The sequence below is a fragment of the Amphritea sp. HPY genome (assembly GCF_050870985.1).
Classification (GTDB): Bacteria; Pseudomonadota; Gammaproteobacteria; order Pseudomonadales; family Balneatricaceae; genus Amphritea.
On sequence record NZ_CP194015.1, the window covers coordinates 1,954,050 to 1,972,262 of the forward strand.

Annotated in this window: 14 protein-coding genes; 4 read left to right on the plus strand and 10 right to left on the minus strand. The window is 48.6% G+C overall.

The genetic code is table 11. The features are described from left to right. Position 1 precedes the first annotated feature (1 nt). On the plus strand, positions 2-319 hold the full coding sequence (locus ACQUQM_RS08905; RefSeq protein WP_432474122.1) for a DUF3301 domain-containing protein: 318 nt from the start codon (positions 2-4) through the stop codon (positions 317-319). Here the strand turns inward: ACQUQM_RS08905 and ACQUQM_RS08910 are convergent. The 5 genes from ACQUQM_RS08910 to mqo all read right to left on the minus strand — a co-directional run bounded on the left by ACQUQM_RS08910 (position 316) and on the right by mqo (position 6,994). Further along, on the minus strand, positions 316-1,953 hold the full coding sequence (locus ACQUQM_RS08910) for a methyl-accepting chemotaxis protein (protein ID WP_432474123.1): 1,638 nt from the start codon (positions 1,951-1,953) through the stop codon (positions 316-318). The two genes, ACQUQM_RS08905 and ACQUQM_RS08910, sit on opposite strands and share 4 nt — an antisense overlap. Before the next feature lie 250 nt (positions 1,954-2,203). Next, positions 2,204-3,202: a class I SAM-dependent rRNA methyltransferase gene (locus tag ACQUQM_RS08915; RefSeq protein WP_432474124.1), complete on the minus strand. Its 999-nt coding sequence runs from the start codon at positions 3,200-3,202 to the stop codon at positions 2,204-2,206. Next, positions 3,202-3,762 (minus strand): LON peptidase substrate-binding domain-containing protein, encoded by a 561-nt coding sequence (locus tag ACQUQM_RS08920; protein WP_432474125.1) that lies wholly within the window; start codon positions 3,760-3,762, stop codon positions 3,202-3,204. Before ACQUQM_RS08920 ends, ACQUQM_RS08915 begins: the two co-directional genes overlap by 1 nt. 27 nt (positions 3,763-3,789) lie before the next feature. Next, the gene (locus ACQUQM_RS08925; RefSeq protein ID WP_432474126.1) at positions 3,790-5,364 is read right to left on the minus strand and encodes a Na/Pi cotransporter family protein; all 1,575 of its coding nucleotides are present in this window, start codon (positions 5,362-5,364) and stop codon (positions 3,790-3,792) included. A gap of 136 nt (positions 5,365-5,500) precedes the next feature. Further along, the gene (gene mqo, locus ACQUQM_RS08930; RefSeq protein ID WP_432474127.1) at positions 5,501-6,994 is read right to left on the minus strand and encodes a malate dehydrogenase (quinone); all 1,494 of its coding nucleotides are present in this window, start codon (positions 6,992-6,994) and stop codon (positions 5,501-5,503) included. 456 nt (positions 6,995-7,450) lie between these two features. Between mqo and ACQUQM_RS08935 the strand changes: the two genes are divergently transcribed. Continuing rightward, positions 7,451-8,533: a cation diffusion facilitator family transporter gene (locus tag ACQUQM_RS08935; RefSeq protein WP_432474128.1), complete on the plus strand. Its 1,083-nt coding sequence runs from the start codon at positions 7,451-7,453 to the stop codon at positions 8,531-8,533. A gap of 187 nt (positions 8,534-8,720) precedes the next feature. Here the strand turns inward: ACQUQM_RS08935 and fabV are convergent, their stop codons facing one another. From fabV to ACQUQM_RS08950, 3 genes are all read right to left on the minus strand, one after another. Beyond that, a complete protein-coding gene (fabV, locus tag ACQUQM_RS08940) occupies positions 8,721-9,914 on the minus strand; it encodes an enoyl-ACP reductase FabV (protein ID WP_432474129.1) in 1,194 nt (397 codons plus the stop codon). Positions 9,915-10,176: 262 nt separating this feature from the next. Further along, positions 10,177-11,106, minus strand: coding sequence for an electron transfer flavoprotein subunit alpha/FixB family protein (locus ACQUQM_RS08945; RefSeq protein ID WP_432474130.1), 930 nt, complete (start codon positions 11,104-11,106; stop codon positions 10,177-10,179). Next, the gene (locus tag ACQUQM_RS08950) at positions 11,106-11,855 is read right to left on the minus strand and encodes an electron transfer flavoprotein subunit beta/FixA family protein (RefSeq protein WP_432474131.1); all 750 of its coding nucleotides are present in this window, start codon (positions 11,853-11,855) and stop codon (positions 11,106-11,108) included. Before ACQUQM_RS08950 ends, ACQUQM_RS08945 begins: the two co-directional genes overlap by 1 nt. A gap of 291 nt (positions 11,856-12,146) precedes the next feature. On the opposite strand from ACQUQM_RS08950, the gene ACQUQM_RS08955 reads away from it, so the two are divergent. Further along, positions 12,147-13,781 carry an electron transfer flavoprotein-ubiquinone oxidoreductase gene (locus ACQUQM_RS08955; protein ID WP_432474132.1) on the plus strand — a complete coding sequence of 545 codons (1,635 nt, stop codon included), beginning with the start codon at positions 12,147-12,149 and terminating at the stop codon, positions 13,779-13,781. Between the two features lie 319 nt (positions 13,782-14,100). On the opposite strand, the gene ACQUQM_RS08960 is transcribed toward ACQUQM_RS08955, so the two are convergent. Beyond that, on the minus strand, positions 14,101-14,496 hold the full coding sequence (locus tag ACQUQM_RS08960; RefSeq protein WP_432474133.1) for a hypothetical protein: 396 nt from the start codon (positions 14,494-14,496) through the stop codon (positions 14,101-14,103). A gap of 1,083 nt (positions 14,497-15,579) precedes the next feature. On the opposite strand from ACQUQM_RS08960, the gene ACQUQM_RS08965 reads away from it, so the two are divergent. Then, complete coding sequence (locus ACQUQM_RS08965; protein ID WP_432474134.1) at positions 15,580-16,029, plus strand: hypothetical protein; 450 nt, start codon at positions 15,580-15,582, stop codon at positions 16,027-16,029. Positions 16,030-16,482: 453 nt separating this feature from the next. On the opposite strand, the gene ACQUQM_RS08970 is transcribed toward ACQUQM_RS08965, so the two are convergent. After that, positions 16,483-17,598: a LamG domain-containing protein gene (locus tag ACQUQM_RS08970; RefSeq protein ID WP_432474135.1), complete on the minus strand. Its 1,116-nt coding sequence runs from the start codon at positions 17,596-17,598 to the stop codon at positions 16,483-16,485. Between the last annotated feature and the right edge of the window lie 615 nt (positions 17,599-18,213).

Genomic DNA, 18,213 nt, shown 5'->3' on the forward strand with positions numbered 1-18,213 from the left:
GATGTACTTTGAATTATCAGACCTGCTCTGGCTAACCTTCCTTGGTCTGGCCGGGTTACATTGGTGGCATGGCCAGAAAGCCAAAGAGATCGCGCTCAGAACCGCCCAAAAGCATTGTAAAGAGCTGGATCTGCAGCTACTGGATCAAGGTATCTATCTGCGCGGTTTCTGGTTCAAGCGGGATGAAAAAGGCGCTATCAGAATCTGGCGCTCCTACCAGTTTGATTTCACAGCCACCGGCGATGATCGCGCCAAAGGACGGGTGGCGATGCTCGGCTTTAAAGTGACCGGCATATCACTTGAGGCGCATCGAATCTAATCTGATGCGCCAGCCTGCGATACTCTGAAACCAGTCAACTGCTGCTGTAAGTCCGTACTCATTTCAGTCATATCTAAACTGTATTTTGCACTGGCCTCACCTTCTGTCTTTACATCCTGAAAACTCTGATCCATCAGGGTAAAACTGTTAGTCACCGTTTCCAAATTACTATTCTGCAAAGCCACCGACTGCACTATCTCTTCTGCTGAACCGGAAATGTTAGCCATAACCTCCTGCAGGTGTGCCAGATTCTCCCGCGCATGCTCTATCTCGCTAACACTCTCACGTGAGCCATTCTCACCCAGCGCCATTGCAGTAACAACCCGTTGCGTGCCCTGCTGAATCGCCTCGACCATCGACTGCACTTCCATAGTGGAGTGCCGTGTTTTAGCTGCGAGATTACGCACCTCATCAGCGACTACCGCAAAGCCACGCCCAGTATCTCCTGCTCGAGCAGCTTCAATAGAAGCATTCAACGCCAGTAAGTTAGTCTGTTCAGCAATACCATTGATCACATCAATAACAGAAGCTACCGCCTCACTATCCTGCTTCAGCTGCGCCACTGCATCGGAAGCCCCCCGCATCTCATCAGACAGGTTATTCAGGCTACCACTAAGGCCCGCAATTACATTACCACCGTCGGTAACCACTTGATCACCGTAGCTGGTTGCCTCATTGATCTTAAAAGCTTCGTCGTATACCTGCCTGGCAATGTCAGCCGTAACATCGATAGATTCACGCAGCATCATGCTCTGCTGATTTTGTTCGCTGGCCTGCTGATTAATAAAGGTATTGGTCTGCGCAAGATTTTGCGACAACGGCACCAGCTTAATAACCGAACCAACCACCCCGGACACCATCTGATCACTCATAGCGATGAACCGGTTAACACCACGCCCCAGCTCGGTAACCTCGTCGTTACCGCTAAGCTTTAACCTGTGGGTAAGGTCCACCTGACCTTCAGACAGAGAATCGACCATAGTCTGCATGCGACGAATCGGACGCAGAACATAGTGAACAGTCCCGCTAAACAGCAACACCATCATCAATATCATCGCGCCAAGAAAGAGATCACCGAGCTGCCGGCTTAACTCAGCACTGTTTATCTGCCGGGTCATCGATAACTCTGACTCCGATAGGCTCACAGTCATTAATTGATCTATCTGCTGATATATAGCACTGGCAGCCCGATCAAAATCCGCCATCATCCGGTTACCCGCCACAGGGCCTTGCGCGACATAAGCTTCGGCCATTGTGATACCGGCCTGATAGTAATTATCGAACACCACCAATAAGGCCTGGTAACGCTCACTGTTTGCGCTATCCAATTGCTCGAGTTGCAGCAAGGTCTGACGAAAAGAGATAGCCGACTTCTTCGCTTCATCAAAGCCATCATCGAGACCGTCCAGCCCACGGGTTGCACTGATATCCGTAAGCCATTGCTGCACCTGAATCACATCGACCTGCAATGTTTGCGAATGTTCCAACACCGGCTGGTAGAACTGACTATAACGGAGTGCTTCAGAATACACCTGATCAGACTGGCGATGGGTAAACCAGGCCTGTGCCGCGAGAATCAGGATCACGATGCCAAAGAAAATAATTCCTTTACTACGAATACTACCGGCGTTCATCAATCACCTTCTATTACCTTTAAAGCCAGATAACCACAAATTAAATAAGCCTAAACAGAAACTAACAAACAGGCTAAGCCTATCCAAACCTATATATACCACTTTGGGAGGTGGTATTAGAGAGTGCCTGGAAATAGGCAACAGTTATCTAATGCGCAATAAAAAAGAGCGCATAACAGGATAGAGTTATATAAAAAATCGACAGGGAATCATAAGTTACTGGCCAGCTACCACAGCTGGCCGAAAGACCTTAAAACTGCAAGACCGCCAGCTTCAGTGGGTATTTACCATCGGGGGATGGAAAATCACTTTCCGGGGTGATTATATCCAGCTCACGCACCGGCCGTCCCGCCTTAGAAGCGCAACGTCGGACCACATCCAACCAGTCATCTAAACCAACACTGGCAACATTGTTAGCACAGACCAACTGCCCCCCCTCTTTCACGGCCAGCAAAGAAGGCTTCAGCACACTGGGGTAATCACGAATCAGATCAACGGTACCAAAGGCGCTCTTCGCCCAACGAGGCGGATCAAGAAACACCAGATCGAACTGTTCCTCGTCGATATGTGGAAAGGGCTTGGGTTTGCGCCCCCGGCCAACCCGCTGTTTAATCGGAATACCGGCAAGCTGCTTTGCAGCTGTAAAAAAATCACTCTGAAAAAATTCGATCTGTGACCGGTCCAGATTATTCAATTCGGCGTTGCGTTTGCCTACATCAAGCGAGCGGGTAGAAAAATCGACATTCAGCACCCGGTTGGCACCCGCGCTGGCTGCAACGACACCGACACCGCAGGTATAGGAAAACAGATTCAGAACCGACTTATCAGCAGCGTTCTGCTGCACCCAACGCCGCCCGGCCCGCATATCTAGAAACAGTAGTGGATCCTGCCCCTGATGCTTACCTTTAACGAGGTAACTAACACCCAGCTCGAGACCGGTATATTCCTGCCCATCGATCCTTTGCTCATCACTGCGGCGAGAATTCTTCTGGCTACGGTCGTTGTAAACCAGTTGCAACGGTTTACCCAACTGCTCTTCAACTGCCTGCTGAATCTGCTCGGCATCCGTCTGGCTGATCGACTGATGAAAGGTCTGAATCAATAGCTGCGGGCCATATCGATCAACGGTAAGACCGGAACAACCTTCATTGGTCCCATGAAACAAGCGATAACAGTCAGTATTTTCATTGTGCAGCTGATCCAGTAAACCGGTGCGGTTTGCCAGCGCCTGTTGCAGCAGAGCTATCATTAAAATTCCTTAAGCGTTGTCAGAATCAATTCGAGTCTCTGACGAGGGTTATCCAACTCAAGCATCTGCTGTTTTTCAGATCCTGAAAATGGCAATAGATCAGCAATTTGATAGCTAATAGTGATCGCATCGGTTGCGAGTAGATCCAGAGGCAGGAATGATACCAGAGGATGCTGCTGAATATGCTGTAATATCTCATCAAGCTCATCATGAGCATCTAAAGAGGTCGATTCAGCCTTTAACAGCTCCAGGTTAGCGACTATAAGGCCATCCTTTTCACTACTGAATTCAAGCACACGAACTTTCGAGAGACCTTTCAGCTCAATACCGATCATTTCATTAGGTAGCGGATGCCAATCGACAATTTCGCCATAGGTGCCAGTAAGATGAAAGCTGATATCCGGATGTTTACTATCCTTTCCCTGAACTACCGCAAAGCCACTATTCCGGGCAAGACACTCTTTAACCATGCGCCGATACCGCAGCTCAAAAATCTGCAAGGGCAGCAAGGTCTCGGGAAATAACACAACAGGCAGGGGAAACAGCGGTATAGATTTCATCAGATCAGTATAGCGACTGAGTAATCTTTATGCCCCGGAGGCCAGAACGGCTTTATTAAGATTGTAGTTAATTCTGGCCAGATGCCGGCTAACCCGGCGAGTCCAGCGAATTGCCTCAAGCATATCGGTTCCCTGCGGTACATCTATTTGGGAGTCAGCTATCGCCTGGGTAACCTGATCACGGCACTGACTACTGTCCTCCTCAATTCTGATACGGCAACGATTAGCACGTAGATATGCATCCATCCACCGGCCACTGCTGATATCCTGATCGACCCCCGACACGGTTGCACTAAGCAACTGACACATACTTTCAAGAGGCCTTGCAGTGCTGGCTGTAATAGCCCGGTCACTTTCCTCTTCACAACGCTCATGTAATCTTTGCAAGTGATCCAAGGCATGTAGCAAGCCCCTTAATCGGGCCATATCAACGGAGGTTCCTGCGATAATCAGATCAAGATAACGATGGGTTTCATCCAGTGATCGCTGCAAGTCAGCCAGTGCTTTTCGCTCGGTTTCATCACCACTAAGAATGGCTTCAAGATAGCTCAGTAAGACCTGGTACTCTTGCAACACTGAGCGTTGCACTGCGTTAAGCGCCAGCCCTGGCTGACTCAGCAGCACATCCTCAAGCCCCCGGGTCAGTGCATCAGCCGGGGCTGGAAACAGCCACACTATAAGCCTCTCAAACTGCCGGGTGCATGGCAGCACCAGAATTACACCGATCAGATTAAAACTACTATGAAAGCCAACCAGAGCAAGCTCTGCTTCACGCTCAATCAGCCCCGGTTGTATCCATTCCAGCATCTGCTGAAACGGTGTAATCAGAAATAACGCGACTAATCCCGTGCCCAGATTATAAATAACATGGGAAAAACCGGTTCTGCGAGCATCAATGCTGCCACCTATTGTTGCCAGTGCCGCAGTCACCGTAGTGCCGATATCCATACCTATAACGATAGCCGCCCCATGCTGCCACTGAATCAGCCCCGCAAACAGGGCGGATAAAACCGCAGCAATACCTGCACTCGAAGATTGAGTAACCAGGGTAAAAGCGACTCCCAATAGCACCAACTGTATACGCCCGCTAAGACTGTCTCCCGGCAATCCACTGAAATCAAAAACAGCCTGCAGCCCTGCCATCCCTTCCTGAAGCGTAGTCACACCAACAAAAATAAGACCAAACCCTGCCAGCGCAAAGCCGATATTGGATATCCTGCCCCGCCTGAATAACTTAAGCACTGTGCCAACAAAAACAATGGGCAACGCGATGACGCCAAGCTTTACCTTAAAACCAAGCAGCGCAACCAGCCAGCCGGTCAGTGTAGTTCCAAGGTTTGCTCCGAAAATGACCCCAAGTGCGTTCTGAAAGCTCATCAGTTCAGCACCAACAAAGCCGACTGCAGCAACTGTTGTGGCGCTGGAAGATTGCAAAACTGCAGTGCAAAATACCCCCATGACAGCCCCGGTCGCCGGGGTCCGTGTGAAACGCATCAAGCCGGCTCGCAGTGAATCTCCTGCCAGCGTCTTCAGGGCATCGGTCATTATCACCATGCCCAGTAGAAAAATACCCAATCCACCGATGATTATTATGTAAGGCATCAGATGTAAAATACAAACGCTCCTGAAAAGTGCATTCTGCGTTAATAAAGATGTAACACAGGATGGCAAACCGCGCATTTTTCAGGGCAAAAAAAATCACCCCGATGGGGTGATTTTTTAATTCAGGTCTGCTTACTTACTGATAATCGCGGTCCAGATTAAGCGTAGACAATGTACGTTTCCGGCTAGCACGCAGCAGCTCGCCGTCCGAGGTCAGATCCTGACCATAAGTCGGCACCATCTGCTTCAGTTTTTCCTGCCATTCAGCCGTCGCCATCTGCTCGGGGAAACAACGCTCGAGCACATCGATCATTGTAGGCGTTGCAGTAGACGCACCAGGGGAAGCGCCTAACAGCGCAGCCAGCCTGCGGTCTTCAGAAGAGATAACTTCGGTACCAAACTCAAGCTTGCCTTTACCGGATTCATTCTTTTTGATGATCTGAACCCGCTGGCCCGCATAGGACAACTCCCAGTCATCATCTTTAGCGCCCGGGAAGAAACGACGCAGTGCATCCACACGATCAGAATGGGACTGCATCACTTCACTGATCAGGTAGCGGGTCAGATCCATATTCTTAGCCCCCACTTCCATCATCGGCTTCAAGTTATTCAACCGCACACTCAACGGCATATCCATGACCGATCCCTCTTTCAGGAACTTGGTCGTAAAGCCGGCAAACGGGCCAAACAGCAGGGCACGCTTGCCATCGATGACCCGGCTATCCAGATGCGGTACCGACATCGGCGGAGCACCGATAGGCGCCTGACCATAGACCTTTGCCATATGCTGTTCGACGATTTCCGGCTTATTACACACCAGCCACTGACCGCTAACGGGAAAACCACCGTAGCCGTCACTTTCAGGAATACCGGACTTTTGCAGCAACGGTAACGCTCCGCCGCCAGCACCCAGAAACAGAAAGCGGGTACGAATGGATTCGGTATTACCGGTATGGCCATTTTTCAGCTCTACCTTCCAGTCACCATCGGAGTACTGAACCATATCCTCAACAGAACGACTCAGCAGCAGCTCGAAATTATCCTGCTGTTCCAGATAATCAACCATATTACGGGCCAGCGCACCGAAGTTCACATCGGCGCCGTAACGCACCCGGGTCCCCGCAACAGGCTCATCGGCAGCGCGATTCTGCATAATCAGTGGCATCCACTGTGACAGAATTTCAGGATCATCCGAAAATTCCATCTCGGCAAATTGCGGCTGGGAACTCAGCGCGGCATGACGCTGACGGAGGAATTCAACGTTCTCTGCACCCATAACAAAGCTCTGGTGCGGTACGTTATTGATAAAATTATGGGGTTCCGGCAGAGAGCCCTGCTCTACCAGATAGGACCAGAACTGAAGACTGGTTTCAAACGCGCCGTTTATAGCAAAAGCCTTGTCGGTATTGATACTACCGTCAGGATTCTGTGAAGTATAATTCAACTCACAATAGGCGGCATGGCCTGTACCTGCGTTATTCATCGCGTCGGTACTTTCGCTGGCAACGTGATCGAGACGTTCAACCATAGCGATTTTCAAAGATGGGTCCAGCTGTTTAAGCAAAACCCCCAAAGTAGTACTCATTGCACCTGCACCGACCAGCAGTACATCAACAGATTTTGAGGTCATAAATACTTCGCCATTTAACAGTAATTAATGGAAGTTGAGACGACATCCGAACATGGCTTGTGACCAGAGCAGAGGCCATATAACAAATCTGTCATATTCAAGCCGTATGCTAGTCCGGACAATCTCTCAGGCAGCTATGGTCAGATAATTATCGATATACTCACTCAATCGACAAGCTGAGAGCCATGCTGTTACTGTGGCGCTGATTATACTTATTCCTACCAAAAAATCTTGTGCAATGCGGCAAAAAGTACTCATCCCTTTGGGTTATTGTCAGCCTAAAGTAGTAGATATTACTGTTTTTTGAGACTTTTACAGACTAAAGGCGTACAACAGAATTTTCCTCTGTTTTTCATGCATTTGAATCATATTTTTCCTGCGCCTGTTACCAGCAATTTTTCCCCCTTCCTACCAGCAGCTTTGTTATGCTCTGTACAAACCAAAGGAGACAGATTAATGGCACACAGCTCAAGGACGGCCGTTCTCACTGCAATCTGCGCGAACGGGATAGTCACGGTTATCAAATTTTTTGCCGCTATGGCAGGCGGTTCAGCATCGATGATGAACGAAGCGGTTCATAGCCTGATGGACACTCTGAACCAGGCCTTCCTGCTTTTCGGTCTGATCCATGCCGATAAACCCGCCGATGAGCAATATGCTTTCGGTCACGGCCAGAAGAAATATCTGTGGAACCTGTGGAGCGCCATCGGTCTGTTCTCGATAGGCTGCGGCCTTGGACTGGCCCATGCCTGGCACAGCTACCATAGCCCGGCGAGCGAAGCGGCAACCGACACGGTAATACTCGGTCTGAGCCTCAGCCCGCTGGTTCTCAGCCTCAGCGTGTTGTTTATCGCATTCATTCTGGAAGGCTACTCCTTCCTGGTCGCGTTAAAGGAGTTCCTGCAACGGATGAAAGCAGATAAACACCAGGGAGCTTTCAGTTATCTGCTGAAGTGTGAAGACGCCACATTAGTCGCAGTCGTACTGGAAGACTCTGTCGCCATGCTTGGCCTGCTCATGGCCGCTATCGGCATCAGCCTGTCTGCGCTAACCGGCAATCCATTCTGGGATATTCTGTTTTCAGCCGCGATTGCAACGATGCTAGGCTGTATCGCCTTTTATCTTGGCTACATCAACATGCGCTTTCTCACCGATATGCGTGACATAAAAGCTGAACAACTGCTATCGCAGGTGGTAGCACAGCACCCTGAGATCGATCGCCATCACGATCTGCGTTCGATTATTCTGGACGAGCAAACCACTATTCTGGTTGCCGAAATAGAGCTACGGGAAGAAGCAATCGTCAGCGGCCTGCACGCTCGCCTGGAACAGGAGCGCGAGAAACTGGCCCAACACATTCCTGATGACAAGAAACAGGACGCCGCACTTGCGGAATATATCGATGCCAGAGCCGCTGTTCAGGTCACCCTGGAACGTACGGAAGAGATAATCCGAGAACTGGAAATGACCATTCGCGATAGCCTGCCAAGGGTCAGCCATATCACTATCGAGGTCAAAGGCATTACCGACGCTAAATAAAAGGCATTACCGGCACTTAATAAAAGGCATTACCGGCACTTAATAAAAGGCATTACCGGCACTTATTAAAAGACATTACCGGTACTTATTAAAAGGTATTACCGGTACTTATTAAAAGGTATTACCGATAAACCTAAAAACCAAAAAAGGCGACCTCGCGGTCGCCTTTTTAGTTTCAGATCTGATATCAGATATCGATCACATCGAACTCAACCAGCGGGCTGACCTCAGCGTCGTAATCAACGCCATCGACACCAAAACCAAACAGCTTCAGGAATTCGTCCTTATACAGCTGATAATCGGTAACATCGAACAGATTTTCAGAGGTCACCTGTGGCCACAGTTCGCGACACTTCTTCTGAATATCATCGCGTAGTTCCCAGTCATCCATTCGCAAACGGTTAGTGTCATCGACTGCGCCAGCATCACCAGCGATCGCAGTATTGAACAGACGGAATACCTGCTCCATACAGCCTTCGTGAACACCCTCTTCGCGCATGATCTTAAAGACCATAGACAGGTACAACGGCATAACAGGGATAGCAGAGCTGGCCTGAGTAACAACGGACTTCAGTACCGCAACGTTAGCACTGCCACCTTTCTTAGCCAGCGTCTCATTCAACGCAGCTGCAGCACGGTCAACATCTTTCTTAGCCTGACCCAGCGCACCATCCCAGTAGATCGGCCAGGTGATATCGGTACCGATATAGCTGTACGCAACAGACTTACAACCATCAGCCAGAACACCGGCATCATTCAGAGCGTTGATCCACAGCTCCCAATCTTCACCACCCATCACTGTTACGGTATCAGCCACTTCCTCTTCGGTAGCAGGCTCGATCTCAGCTTCGATGATAACGTTCTTGTTGGTATCGATCGCAGTAGAACGGTAAGTTTCACCGATCGGCTTCAGGCAGGAGCGGATCACCTCACCGGTTTCAGGCAACTTACGTACCGGAGACGCCAGCGAGTAAACCACCAGATCGATCTGACCCAGGTCTTCTTTAATCAGATCAATGGTCTTCTGCTTAGCTTCATTAGAGAAAGCATCACCATTCAGGCTTTTTGAGTATAAACCCGCTTCATGGGCCTTCTTGTCAAATGCCGCAGCGTTGTACCAACCCGCAGTACCGGTCTTACGCTCAGTGGCAGGCTTTTCAAAAAACACACCGATAGTCGCAGCACCACAACCAAACGCAGCAGAGATACGGGAAGACATACCGTAACCACTTGAAGAGCCGATCACTAATACCCGCTTCGGACCGTTTTCAACCGGGCCCTGAGCCTTAGTGTAATCGATCTGTTCCTGGATATTTTTGTCACAGCCGGTTGGATGCGTTGTCGTACAGATGAAACCACGAATCTTCGGTTTAATAATCATGTTCTGTCCACTTTAGTTCGTCGTATATTGCCGCCCGAAAAACCACTGGCGACCGATAAGGAATACAGTATAAGGGCAGCAACCTGAAGGTCAAAAGGCCCCTTAAAAATCAGCCCGTTAAGATACCTGATTTTGACTTTCTAATACAGCAAAAAAAGCCCGTATCTGTTTCCAGATACGGGCTAATACAAGCATGAAGGGAGGACAACTACCCTTCAAAAGTGCAAAATAATGGGCTGTTTCCAGCCCTTAGCAGATCGATTTAAAGCTTAGCGTCCAGTTCAGGCACCGCTTCAAACAGATCAGCCACCAGACCATAGTCCGCAACAGAGAAGATTGGTGCTTCTTCATCTTTGTTAATCGCGACGATAACCTTGGAGTCTTTCATACCTGCAAGGTGCTGAATCGCACCGGAGATACCAACAGCGATATACAGATCAGGGGCGACAATCTTACCCGTCTGGCCCACCTGCATATCATTAGGTACGAAGCCGGCATCAACCGCCGCACGGGATGCACCTACAGCAGCGCCTAGCTTATCGGCAACGGATTCCAGCAGAGCAAAGTTCTCACCGTTACCCATACCACGACCACCAGAGATGATCACACTGGCAGCGGTCAGTTCAGGACGATCGCTCTTAGCAACTTCTTCACCGACAAAGCTGGAGATACCCGCATCATGGGCAGCAGCAACAGCTTCTACGGTAGCACTGCCACCTTCGGTAGCAGCAGCATCAAATGCAGTACCACGAACGGTAATCACCTTGATAGCATCCAGCGACTTGACTGTAGCAATCGCGTTACCCGCGTAGATCGGACGCGCAAAAGTATCTTCGCTGTCGACCCGGATAATATCGGAGATCTGGGCTACATCCAGCAGCGCTGCTACGCGTGGCAAAACATTCTTACCTGTCGTCGTAGCAGGCGCAATAACATGGCTGTAATCACGACCCAACTCTGCCACCAGCTGGCTTAGGTTCTCAGCCAGTTGATGTGCGTATGCGGCGTTATCAGCCAGCAATACCTTATTAACACCAGCAACCGTTGCTGCAGCATCCGCAGCAGCCTGACAGTCAGAGCCTGCGATCAGCAGATGGATATCTCCACCAATCTGAGACGCCGCTGTAACCGCATTCAGCGTAGCAGCCTTGAGGGATTGATTGTCGTGTTCTGCAATAATCAGAGTAGCCATCAGATCACCTTCGCTTCATTCTTCAGTTTATCTACCAACTCCTCAACAGAAGCTACCTTGATGCCGGCCTGACGCTCAGATGGCGGCTCAACACTTATCAGCTGAGTATGCGCTTTTACCGCAACACCCAGATCTTCAGGGGTTTTAGTATCCAGTGGCTTGCGCTTGGCTTTCATAATATTGGGCAGAGAAGCATAACGCGGCTCATTCAGACGCAGGTCTGTGGTGATGATCGCTGGCATATTCAGCTCAACAGTCTGCAAACCTCCATCAACTTCACGGGTCACCTGAACCTTGTCACCTTCAACCTTAACTTCCGATGCGAATGTGCCTTGCGGCATATTAGTCAGCGCCGCCAGCATCTGGCCGGTCTGATTATTATCACTATCGATCGCCTGCTTACCCATGATAACCAGGCCTGGCTGCTCCTCTTCAACGATCTTAGCCAGTAACTTGGCTACGGTCAGCGATTCAAGATTTTCATCTGACTGAACCAGAATACCGCGATCGGCACCCAGCGCCAGTGCAGTACGAACCTGCTCCTGTGCAGCCTGAGGCCCCAGAGAAACAACAACAACTTCAGAAGCGACACCCGCCTCTTTGAGTCGTACCGCTTCTTCTACGGCGATCTCACAGAACGGATTCATCGCCATTTTTACATTACTTAAATCAACGTCACTGTTATCGGACTTAACACGTACTTTTACGTTGTAATCGATAACACGTTTGACAGTTACCAGCACTTTCATCTGTTTACCGCCTTTTCTCTTAATTTATCAGGGAGTAATCCCAGTTTAACGCACGTTTGAGCCGCACAAAAATTAGGGCATTCCCCTATTTTACACGGGCACTTCGAATAAGCAATAACCCTAACAGGCTAAAAAGTTTCAAATTCAGTTGATTTTCCCCCTTGTTTTTTATTAGGGTAAACACCTATAACTAAAATGCATCTTTCCTCCGCGAGGATAGACGCTCTGATCCGACATGAACTATAATACAGAATTTGTGTTCGCTGGGAGTAAAACGTGACAAGAGAATCGATGGAATTTGATGTTGTAATCGTCGGCGCAGGTCCGGCCGGACTATCGACCGCGTGCCGCCTGATGCAACAGGCCAACGAGGCAGGCACAGAGCTGACCGTCTGCGTGGTGGAGAAAGGCTCCGAAGTCGGTGCGCATATTCTCTCCGGTGCGGTAGTTGAGCCCCGCGCCCTGAATGAGCTATTCCCCGACTGGAAAGAGCAAGGCGCACCGCTGAAAACCGAAGTCACCGAAGATCAGATCTTCCTGCTTAAGAATGACCAGAAAGGCAGCAAAATCCCGAACTTCCTGGTGCCGAAGACCATGCACAACCATGGCAACTATATCGCCAGTGTTGGCAACCTGTGCCGCTGGCTGGCCGAACAGGCGGAGCAGCTGGGCGTCGAAGTATTCCCTGGTTTTCCGGCCTCTCACATCATCTACGGTGACGAGGGTCAGGTAACAGGTATCGGTACCGGCGATATGGGGCTGGATGAACAAGGTAACCAGAAGGATAGCTACATGCCGGGCATGGACCTGCTGGCTAAATACACCATCTTCAGCGAGGGCTGTCGTGGTCATCTGGGTAAAGAGCTGATCGCAAAATACGAACTGGATGCGGGCAAAGATGCCCAGCATTACGGTATCGGTATCAAAGAGTTGTGGGACATCGATCCGGCTAAACATCAGCCAGGCCTGGTACTGCACGGAGCAGGCTGGCCACTGACCGAAGGCGGCGCCAGCGGTGGTTTCTTCCTCTACCACACCGAAGATAATCAGGTCGTGGTTGGTCTGATCACCGATCTGAACTACGACAATCCGCACCTGAGCCCGTTCGATGAGTTCCAGCGCATGAAACACCATCCGCAGCTTGCTCAATACCTTGAAGGCGGCAAGCGGGTCTCTTACGGCGCCCGCGCCATCACTAAAGGTGGATTCAATGCTCTGCCGAAGATGACCATGCCCGGCGCACTGCTGCTAGGCTGCGATGTCGGTACCCTGAACTTCTCCAAGATCAAGGGCACCCATACCGCGATGAAATCCGGCATGATCGCGGCTGAAACGATTTTTGCGGCAATTCAGGGTGGTGATGAAGGTGGTAAGGATCTGACCGCTTACGCTGAAAGCTTTAAGAATTCCTGGGTCTATGACGAGCTGTACAGCAGCCGCAACTTCGGTCCGGCACTGCACAAATACGGCACGGTAGTTGGCGGCGCGCTGAATTATATCGATCAGAACATCTTCAGCCTGCCGTTCACTATTCACGATAACCATCCCGATCACGCGCAGATGAAAGCGGCCAGCGAATGCGCCACGATCAGCTACCCGAAACCGGATGGCGTACTCAGCTTCGATAAGCCATCTTCTGTATTCCTGTCGAATACCAACCACGAAGAAAACCAGCTTTGTCACCTGAAGCTGACCGACAGCTCAATCCCTCTGGGACAGAACCTGCCCAAGTTCGACGAACCGGCACAGCGTTACTGCCCGGCCGGGGTGTATGAAGTGATCGACGACGAGAACGGTGATAAACAGTTCCAGATCAACTCACAGAACTGCGTGCATTGTAAGACCTGTGATATCAAAGATCCGGCGCAGAACATCACCTGGGTAACGCCTGAGGGTGGCGGCGGGCCGAATTACCCTAATATGTAAGGATATAATGAAATAGGGGCTTTCAGAACGAAGGCCCCATAAAGTAAGCAATAAGTAAGCAAATCAAATGCAAATTCAGGCAAAGATTGGACAAATATACTCTCTCTAACCTGCCAGCCATCTTTTCAATCTATCACCGATAGAGACCCCCACCCTCAAAAATTCACATCTCCGTAGCTCTGGTGCATCCCATCCACACATTTTTTTGGGATCTGAAAACTAACCGAGTCAGCCTTCATCCTCATAGATAATACCGATAGGATTATAGGAAGTTGAGTGGTCTGACAAGTTCAATATTAAGTAGGTCGAGCTCTAAGCTTCATTTCGACACAAAGTGGTAATACCACTTGCGTTCTTTATCCAATCCATCAAACTCGATTGAGTGTATTTCCCATCCAGCGGCCAAGAACTTCTGAACAGCCACTTCGCAATATTCATTTTCGTAGTCTATTGCAGGATCTACTCCTCCGGCGACGATGGCTTGTGCATAAGCAGGGTGATCTAATGTAACACCTACAACCTGAAGAAACGCCCTATTTATTGTTAAGTCAAAATCCAATCGACACCTCATTAAAGCGTATCCCGGCGAGCCGCCTCCGCTTCTTGCTGCTTCTACGTTACGTGGAAAGGATACGGCGGAAATACTGATAACCACCATTAACGCAACAATTGATATAATCAACAAAGACCATATTCTTATTTTTCTTGTGTACATAATGACCTCCATAGAAAGCAGGAGTATTGAGTAAGTGCGTCATGTCATATAGTAGAACGCACTGGTCAGTGTGAGCTCATCACCGCCTCGCCCACTACCAAAGTGTAGTAAAGAGATCAGCAAGACTTCGTTCAAGCCCCCCCCCATCAAAAACACATTATCCGAATAGAACTAGACATCTCGTCCATACACCGGAGGGGAAAGTTAGAAACTCTGGCTTTTGCTTTGGTGCTCGAATACAACCTACCTAAATTAGATAGCAGAAACTTCAGGGACGATGCTCGCCAAGCAGGCACTAAGATAGCCCTACACCTAATAACACGTAGTTGTGCAATTGTTATCACTATAACAGTATGTGTTACAGATAATTCCGCCAGGGGTAGGGTTAATAGGCTGCAGTCCTTGTCTTGGTTGGGTTGGTGGCTGCCGTACCGCATCGTATGGATTTTGTAGCTCAGCATAGTGATTCTCAATAAGTACTGGTTGTTGCACCAACATCAACTGCACGCTTATATTTGATGTTTGGGCTGCTACTGTCGAGAAACCCAAGAGACCTACAGTAAAGCACGCTGCTATAAAAAAGAATTTGATCATGGAGAGTCCCTCCATTGCGGATTTTTTTATTATTTGTGTCTCTATTATTGATTGTAGTTTAAGGGCACTGATGCATATATCGAAATGATAACCATGAGTCTCATTGACGACATTAATTTTGCGCTATTAACCGCTTGGGTTGACTCTTATTGACTAAGGTCTAGCGTCATACTTATGGTTGTAAAAGAGTGCCGTGAACTAATGCGCGGTACGTTATTCAACTCTGGCTTTTAAGTTTCTCTGCTTGAATTTCCTCTTTGTGTCATCAGCTGCCGTTGATGGACCTGGTCATATCGTTGGGTCTATGTGTGGCCGTAAGAGGCAGCAGTCGCCCAACAGCGTAATCCGCTGCAAGCTTCTAATAATCATGAATATCTCGATTTCTACCGATACGTGAAGCACACCTCCAATTTCGTAGCTATATTTCAACGTAATATGTGTTCCCTTGTTGATTTCATGGACCTAATTAACTAGCTGTAAAGGATATATATGAGAAAAATTCAGATCCTATATTTCATACTTATGGTAGCTTTTATTGCGGGATGTGCATCCACTGTTTTAGAAAGGAAAACATTCAAAAGTTACGCTATTGGTAAGCAATCAACCACTCCTATTGGTATTCCTTTTCTTATTGATCAAGATGGTTCCGTAGAAAAAGTAAAAACATGGGTCGGGATACTTTATTCTCCAGATGGCTGGAAAATCGAAAAAAGGTATTCAGAGGACTTTGTCAGAAAAGAACTTATTTATTCTGGAAAATCAGGAGATACCGTTGAAATAAGCTATAGGGAATTTCGAGGTGGCCTTGCCGCACCTGCTTTTTATCAAAACCTAAAATACGATCTTTTAGAGTCGAGAATAGTAACGTTTCAAAATTTCCGAGTAGATATCATTAATGCTGATAACCAGTCCATAACATACAGAATTGTAAGGGATTGAACTCCATTAACAACAATATTTATAAATGTAGACTGGATATTTAGCTACGATCCAAAGCCGGATTTGTTAAGCAGATAATTATTCAGAGCCACACACTGACAACTTATGTGTCATTGGCTACCGAAGGTGGCGGTAAGCCAGCGTGAAGTCGCTTTGTGCCAACAGCGGTCACGGATAGTAACCCTAAAGATAAGCCGCTATCGACCCAAACCAGACCTATCGCGTACCAGCTTCACAGACTGCTCTTTGGTAGCTAATGACACATACCCGCCGCTCGCTGAAGTTCAATAACGGCTACAGTTGAGGCAAAGTGTTGGCTTTTATTGGACTCTTGGATGGTGTGGGTTGATTGTCCTCTCATCCTAGTAGACACAGCAAAAAGCAGGGAATAGTCTATAGACTCCTCCCTGCTTAACTCACATCAAGGGCAGCTCACATAGCGATCTATACGTCCTAGTGACACGTATCCTTGACAATATTAACGCTGTCAGTGCCTTCAATTGGAGTCCCGTCCAGAAGTTCACCATTCACCGTGGCGGAGGTCGTATCACCGTCAAGAGCTGCGATATCCGACGTTAAGTAATGACAGACGAGGTCATCAATAGAATCGTCATTGATATCTTCGTAGCTGCAAAGGGAGTGTGGGTCTTTCTTACCAACCACCTTAACAGCCGTCTCAGCAAATCTGAGGGTCTCGGTATTGATGTCGAATACGTTGAACGTATCAGAGCCCAGAATCCCAATCGGCACCGTGCCGTTGGAGCAAAGATTGATGCTGTTGGGGAAGCTGTCCGGATGGATGTCGATGGCAACCGAAATACTTACAGAACATAATTCCTGTATTTCTTCATCAGAAAGGGCACGGTCATATATGCGCACATCATCAATTATTCCTTGAAATGCGCCATTCCCATTCCCCAAATGATTTGAGTTTTTGTAATTCCCAATTCTGAGAGGTTCGGGGCCGGTATAGGCTATGACAGAACCAATATTGCTACTTTCCTCCAACACCCCGTTAACGTTAATCTTGAGATTCGTCCCATCATAGATGCCCACAGCACAGTGCCACTCACCGGGGAGATATTCTCCAGAAGAACGAACCACGAAATCCAAGCCATCCGAAGCCCGCTCCAATTTATTCCCGAAAAACTCATCAGTCCCAGTTATCCAAAATAGACCAAATGTATCCTCATTTCCCCCATTGTATGCGATTTTCCAAATAATAGGACCCGGTGTATCTTCTGAGATATCATCAGGTCTTACCCAAGCTATCAATGTCCAAGAATCGACTAAATCAAATGGGCGGGGGGGATCGCCCGGATTAGGTACCTCAATATAATCATCCACACTAAGTCCACCAAACATATAGGCACTATCAGGATTACCAAACCTATCTGCTGTCGAAGTAGCACCAGATACCGTACCGTGATGCATGTTTCCACTTGCATCATCAGCGTTTCCATTAAATGGGTAATAAGCTACCAAACCACTAGTCAAATCAGCAAATGTTAAATTGGTAGTAAAAAAAATCATAGCTAGAGCTGAAACAAAGATTGAAAATTTTTTCATGTTTGCCTCCTCACAAGGCGCTCGCGCATCCACCCAGAAAAAAGAAACGCAGTAGCAAACTGTTGTCGAAAAGTTGTTACAAGAAAAAAAGCAAAATATTTGCCATAAAAACTATAAGGGTTATTTTTCAGCGCATTAGGTCATCCCAAGGGTCGGTGCGGTTTCCCGTAGTTGTCAGCAATACTTTACAGTGGCCCGGTGCTGATATTGCCGCCGCCAGCGAAGTGAAGCCCATTGGCCTAGTTGGACAGCAACAGGAATCGCATCGCGGCGCACAGCACTAGAACGCCGTTTATGGGGGCTGTCTCGGCTGAGAATGCGTCGATAGCAGAAGTAACCGACGGATATAAAAAGAGAATCGTTGAGAGAATGCTCTGTCATTAGGGACTTATGGGCTGGCCCCAGAGCCTGATTCAATGATTACGCCCCGTTGGGATGAAGCTCTAGCAGCGATCAATCAAACTCCTGCGGCAGGACTTGAGCGGTTGGGCAGCGGCTGTTAAATTTTTGATACAGCTAAACAGACCATTTGTGGCTTCGCAGGGCAGATCCCTACCGGGAGTCATTACTAGCAGCCTTGGGCTGTAGGTCTGCTTAATGCGTAACCTGCCGCTC

Coding starts and splice junctions, on each gene's coding strand:
- ACQUQM_RS08950 (WP_432474131.1), bottom strand. CDS start 11,855: ATGAAAGTGCTGGTAACTGTCAAACGTGTTATCGATTACAACGTAAAA.
- ACQUQM_RS08925 (WP_432474126.1), bottom strand. CDS start 5,364: ATGCCTTACATAATAATCATCGGTGGATTGGGTATTTTTCTACTGGGC.
- ACQUQM_RS08920 (WP_432474125.1), bottom strand. CDS start 3,762: ATGAAATCTATACCGCTGTTTCCCCTGCCTGTTGTGTTATTTCCCGAG.
- ACQUQM_RS08945 (WP_432474130.1), bottom strand. CDS start 11,106: ATGGCTACTCTGATTATTGCAGAACACGACAATCAATCCCTCAAGGCT.
- ACQUQM_RS08965 (WP_432474134.1), top strand. CDS start 15,580: ATGAGAAAAATTCAGATCCTATATTTCATACTTATGGTAGCTTTTATT.
- ACQUQM_RS08935 (WP_432474128.1), top strand. CDS start 7,451: ATGGCACACAGCTCAAGGACGGCCGTTCTCACTGCAATCTGCGCGAAC.
- fabV (WP_432474129.1), bottom strand. CDS start 9,914: ATGATTATTAAACCGAAGATTCGTGGTTTCATCTGTACGACAACGCAT.
- ACQUQM_RS08970 (WP_432474135.1), bottom strand. CDS start 17,598: ATGAAAAAATTTTCAATCTTTGTTTCAGCTCTAGCTATGATTTTTTTT.
- ACQUQM_RS08955 (WP_432474132.1), top strand. CDS start 12,147: ATGGAATTTGATGTTGTAATCGTCGGCGCAGGTCCGGCCGGACTATCG.
- ACQUQM_RS08960 (WP_432474133.1), bottom strand. CDS start 14,496: ATGTACACAAGAAAAATAAGAATATGGTCTTTGTTGATTATATCAATT.
- ACQUQM_RS08905 (WP_432474122.1), top strand. CDS start 2: ATGTACTTTGAATTATCAGACCTGCTCTGGCTAACCTTCCTTGGTCTG.
- mqo (WP_432474127.1), bottom strand. CDS start 6,994: ATGACCTCAAAATCTGTTGATGTACTGCTGGTCGGTGCAGGTGCAATG.
- ACQUQM_RS08910 (WP_432474123.1), bottom strand. CDS start 1,953: ATGAACGCCGGTAGTATTCGTAGTAAAGGAATTATTTTCTTTGGCATC.
- ACQUQM_RS08915 (WP_432474124.1), bottom strand. CDS start 3,202: ATGATAGCTCTGCTGCAACAGGCGCTGGCAAACCGCACCGGTTTACTG.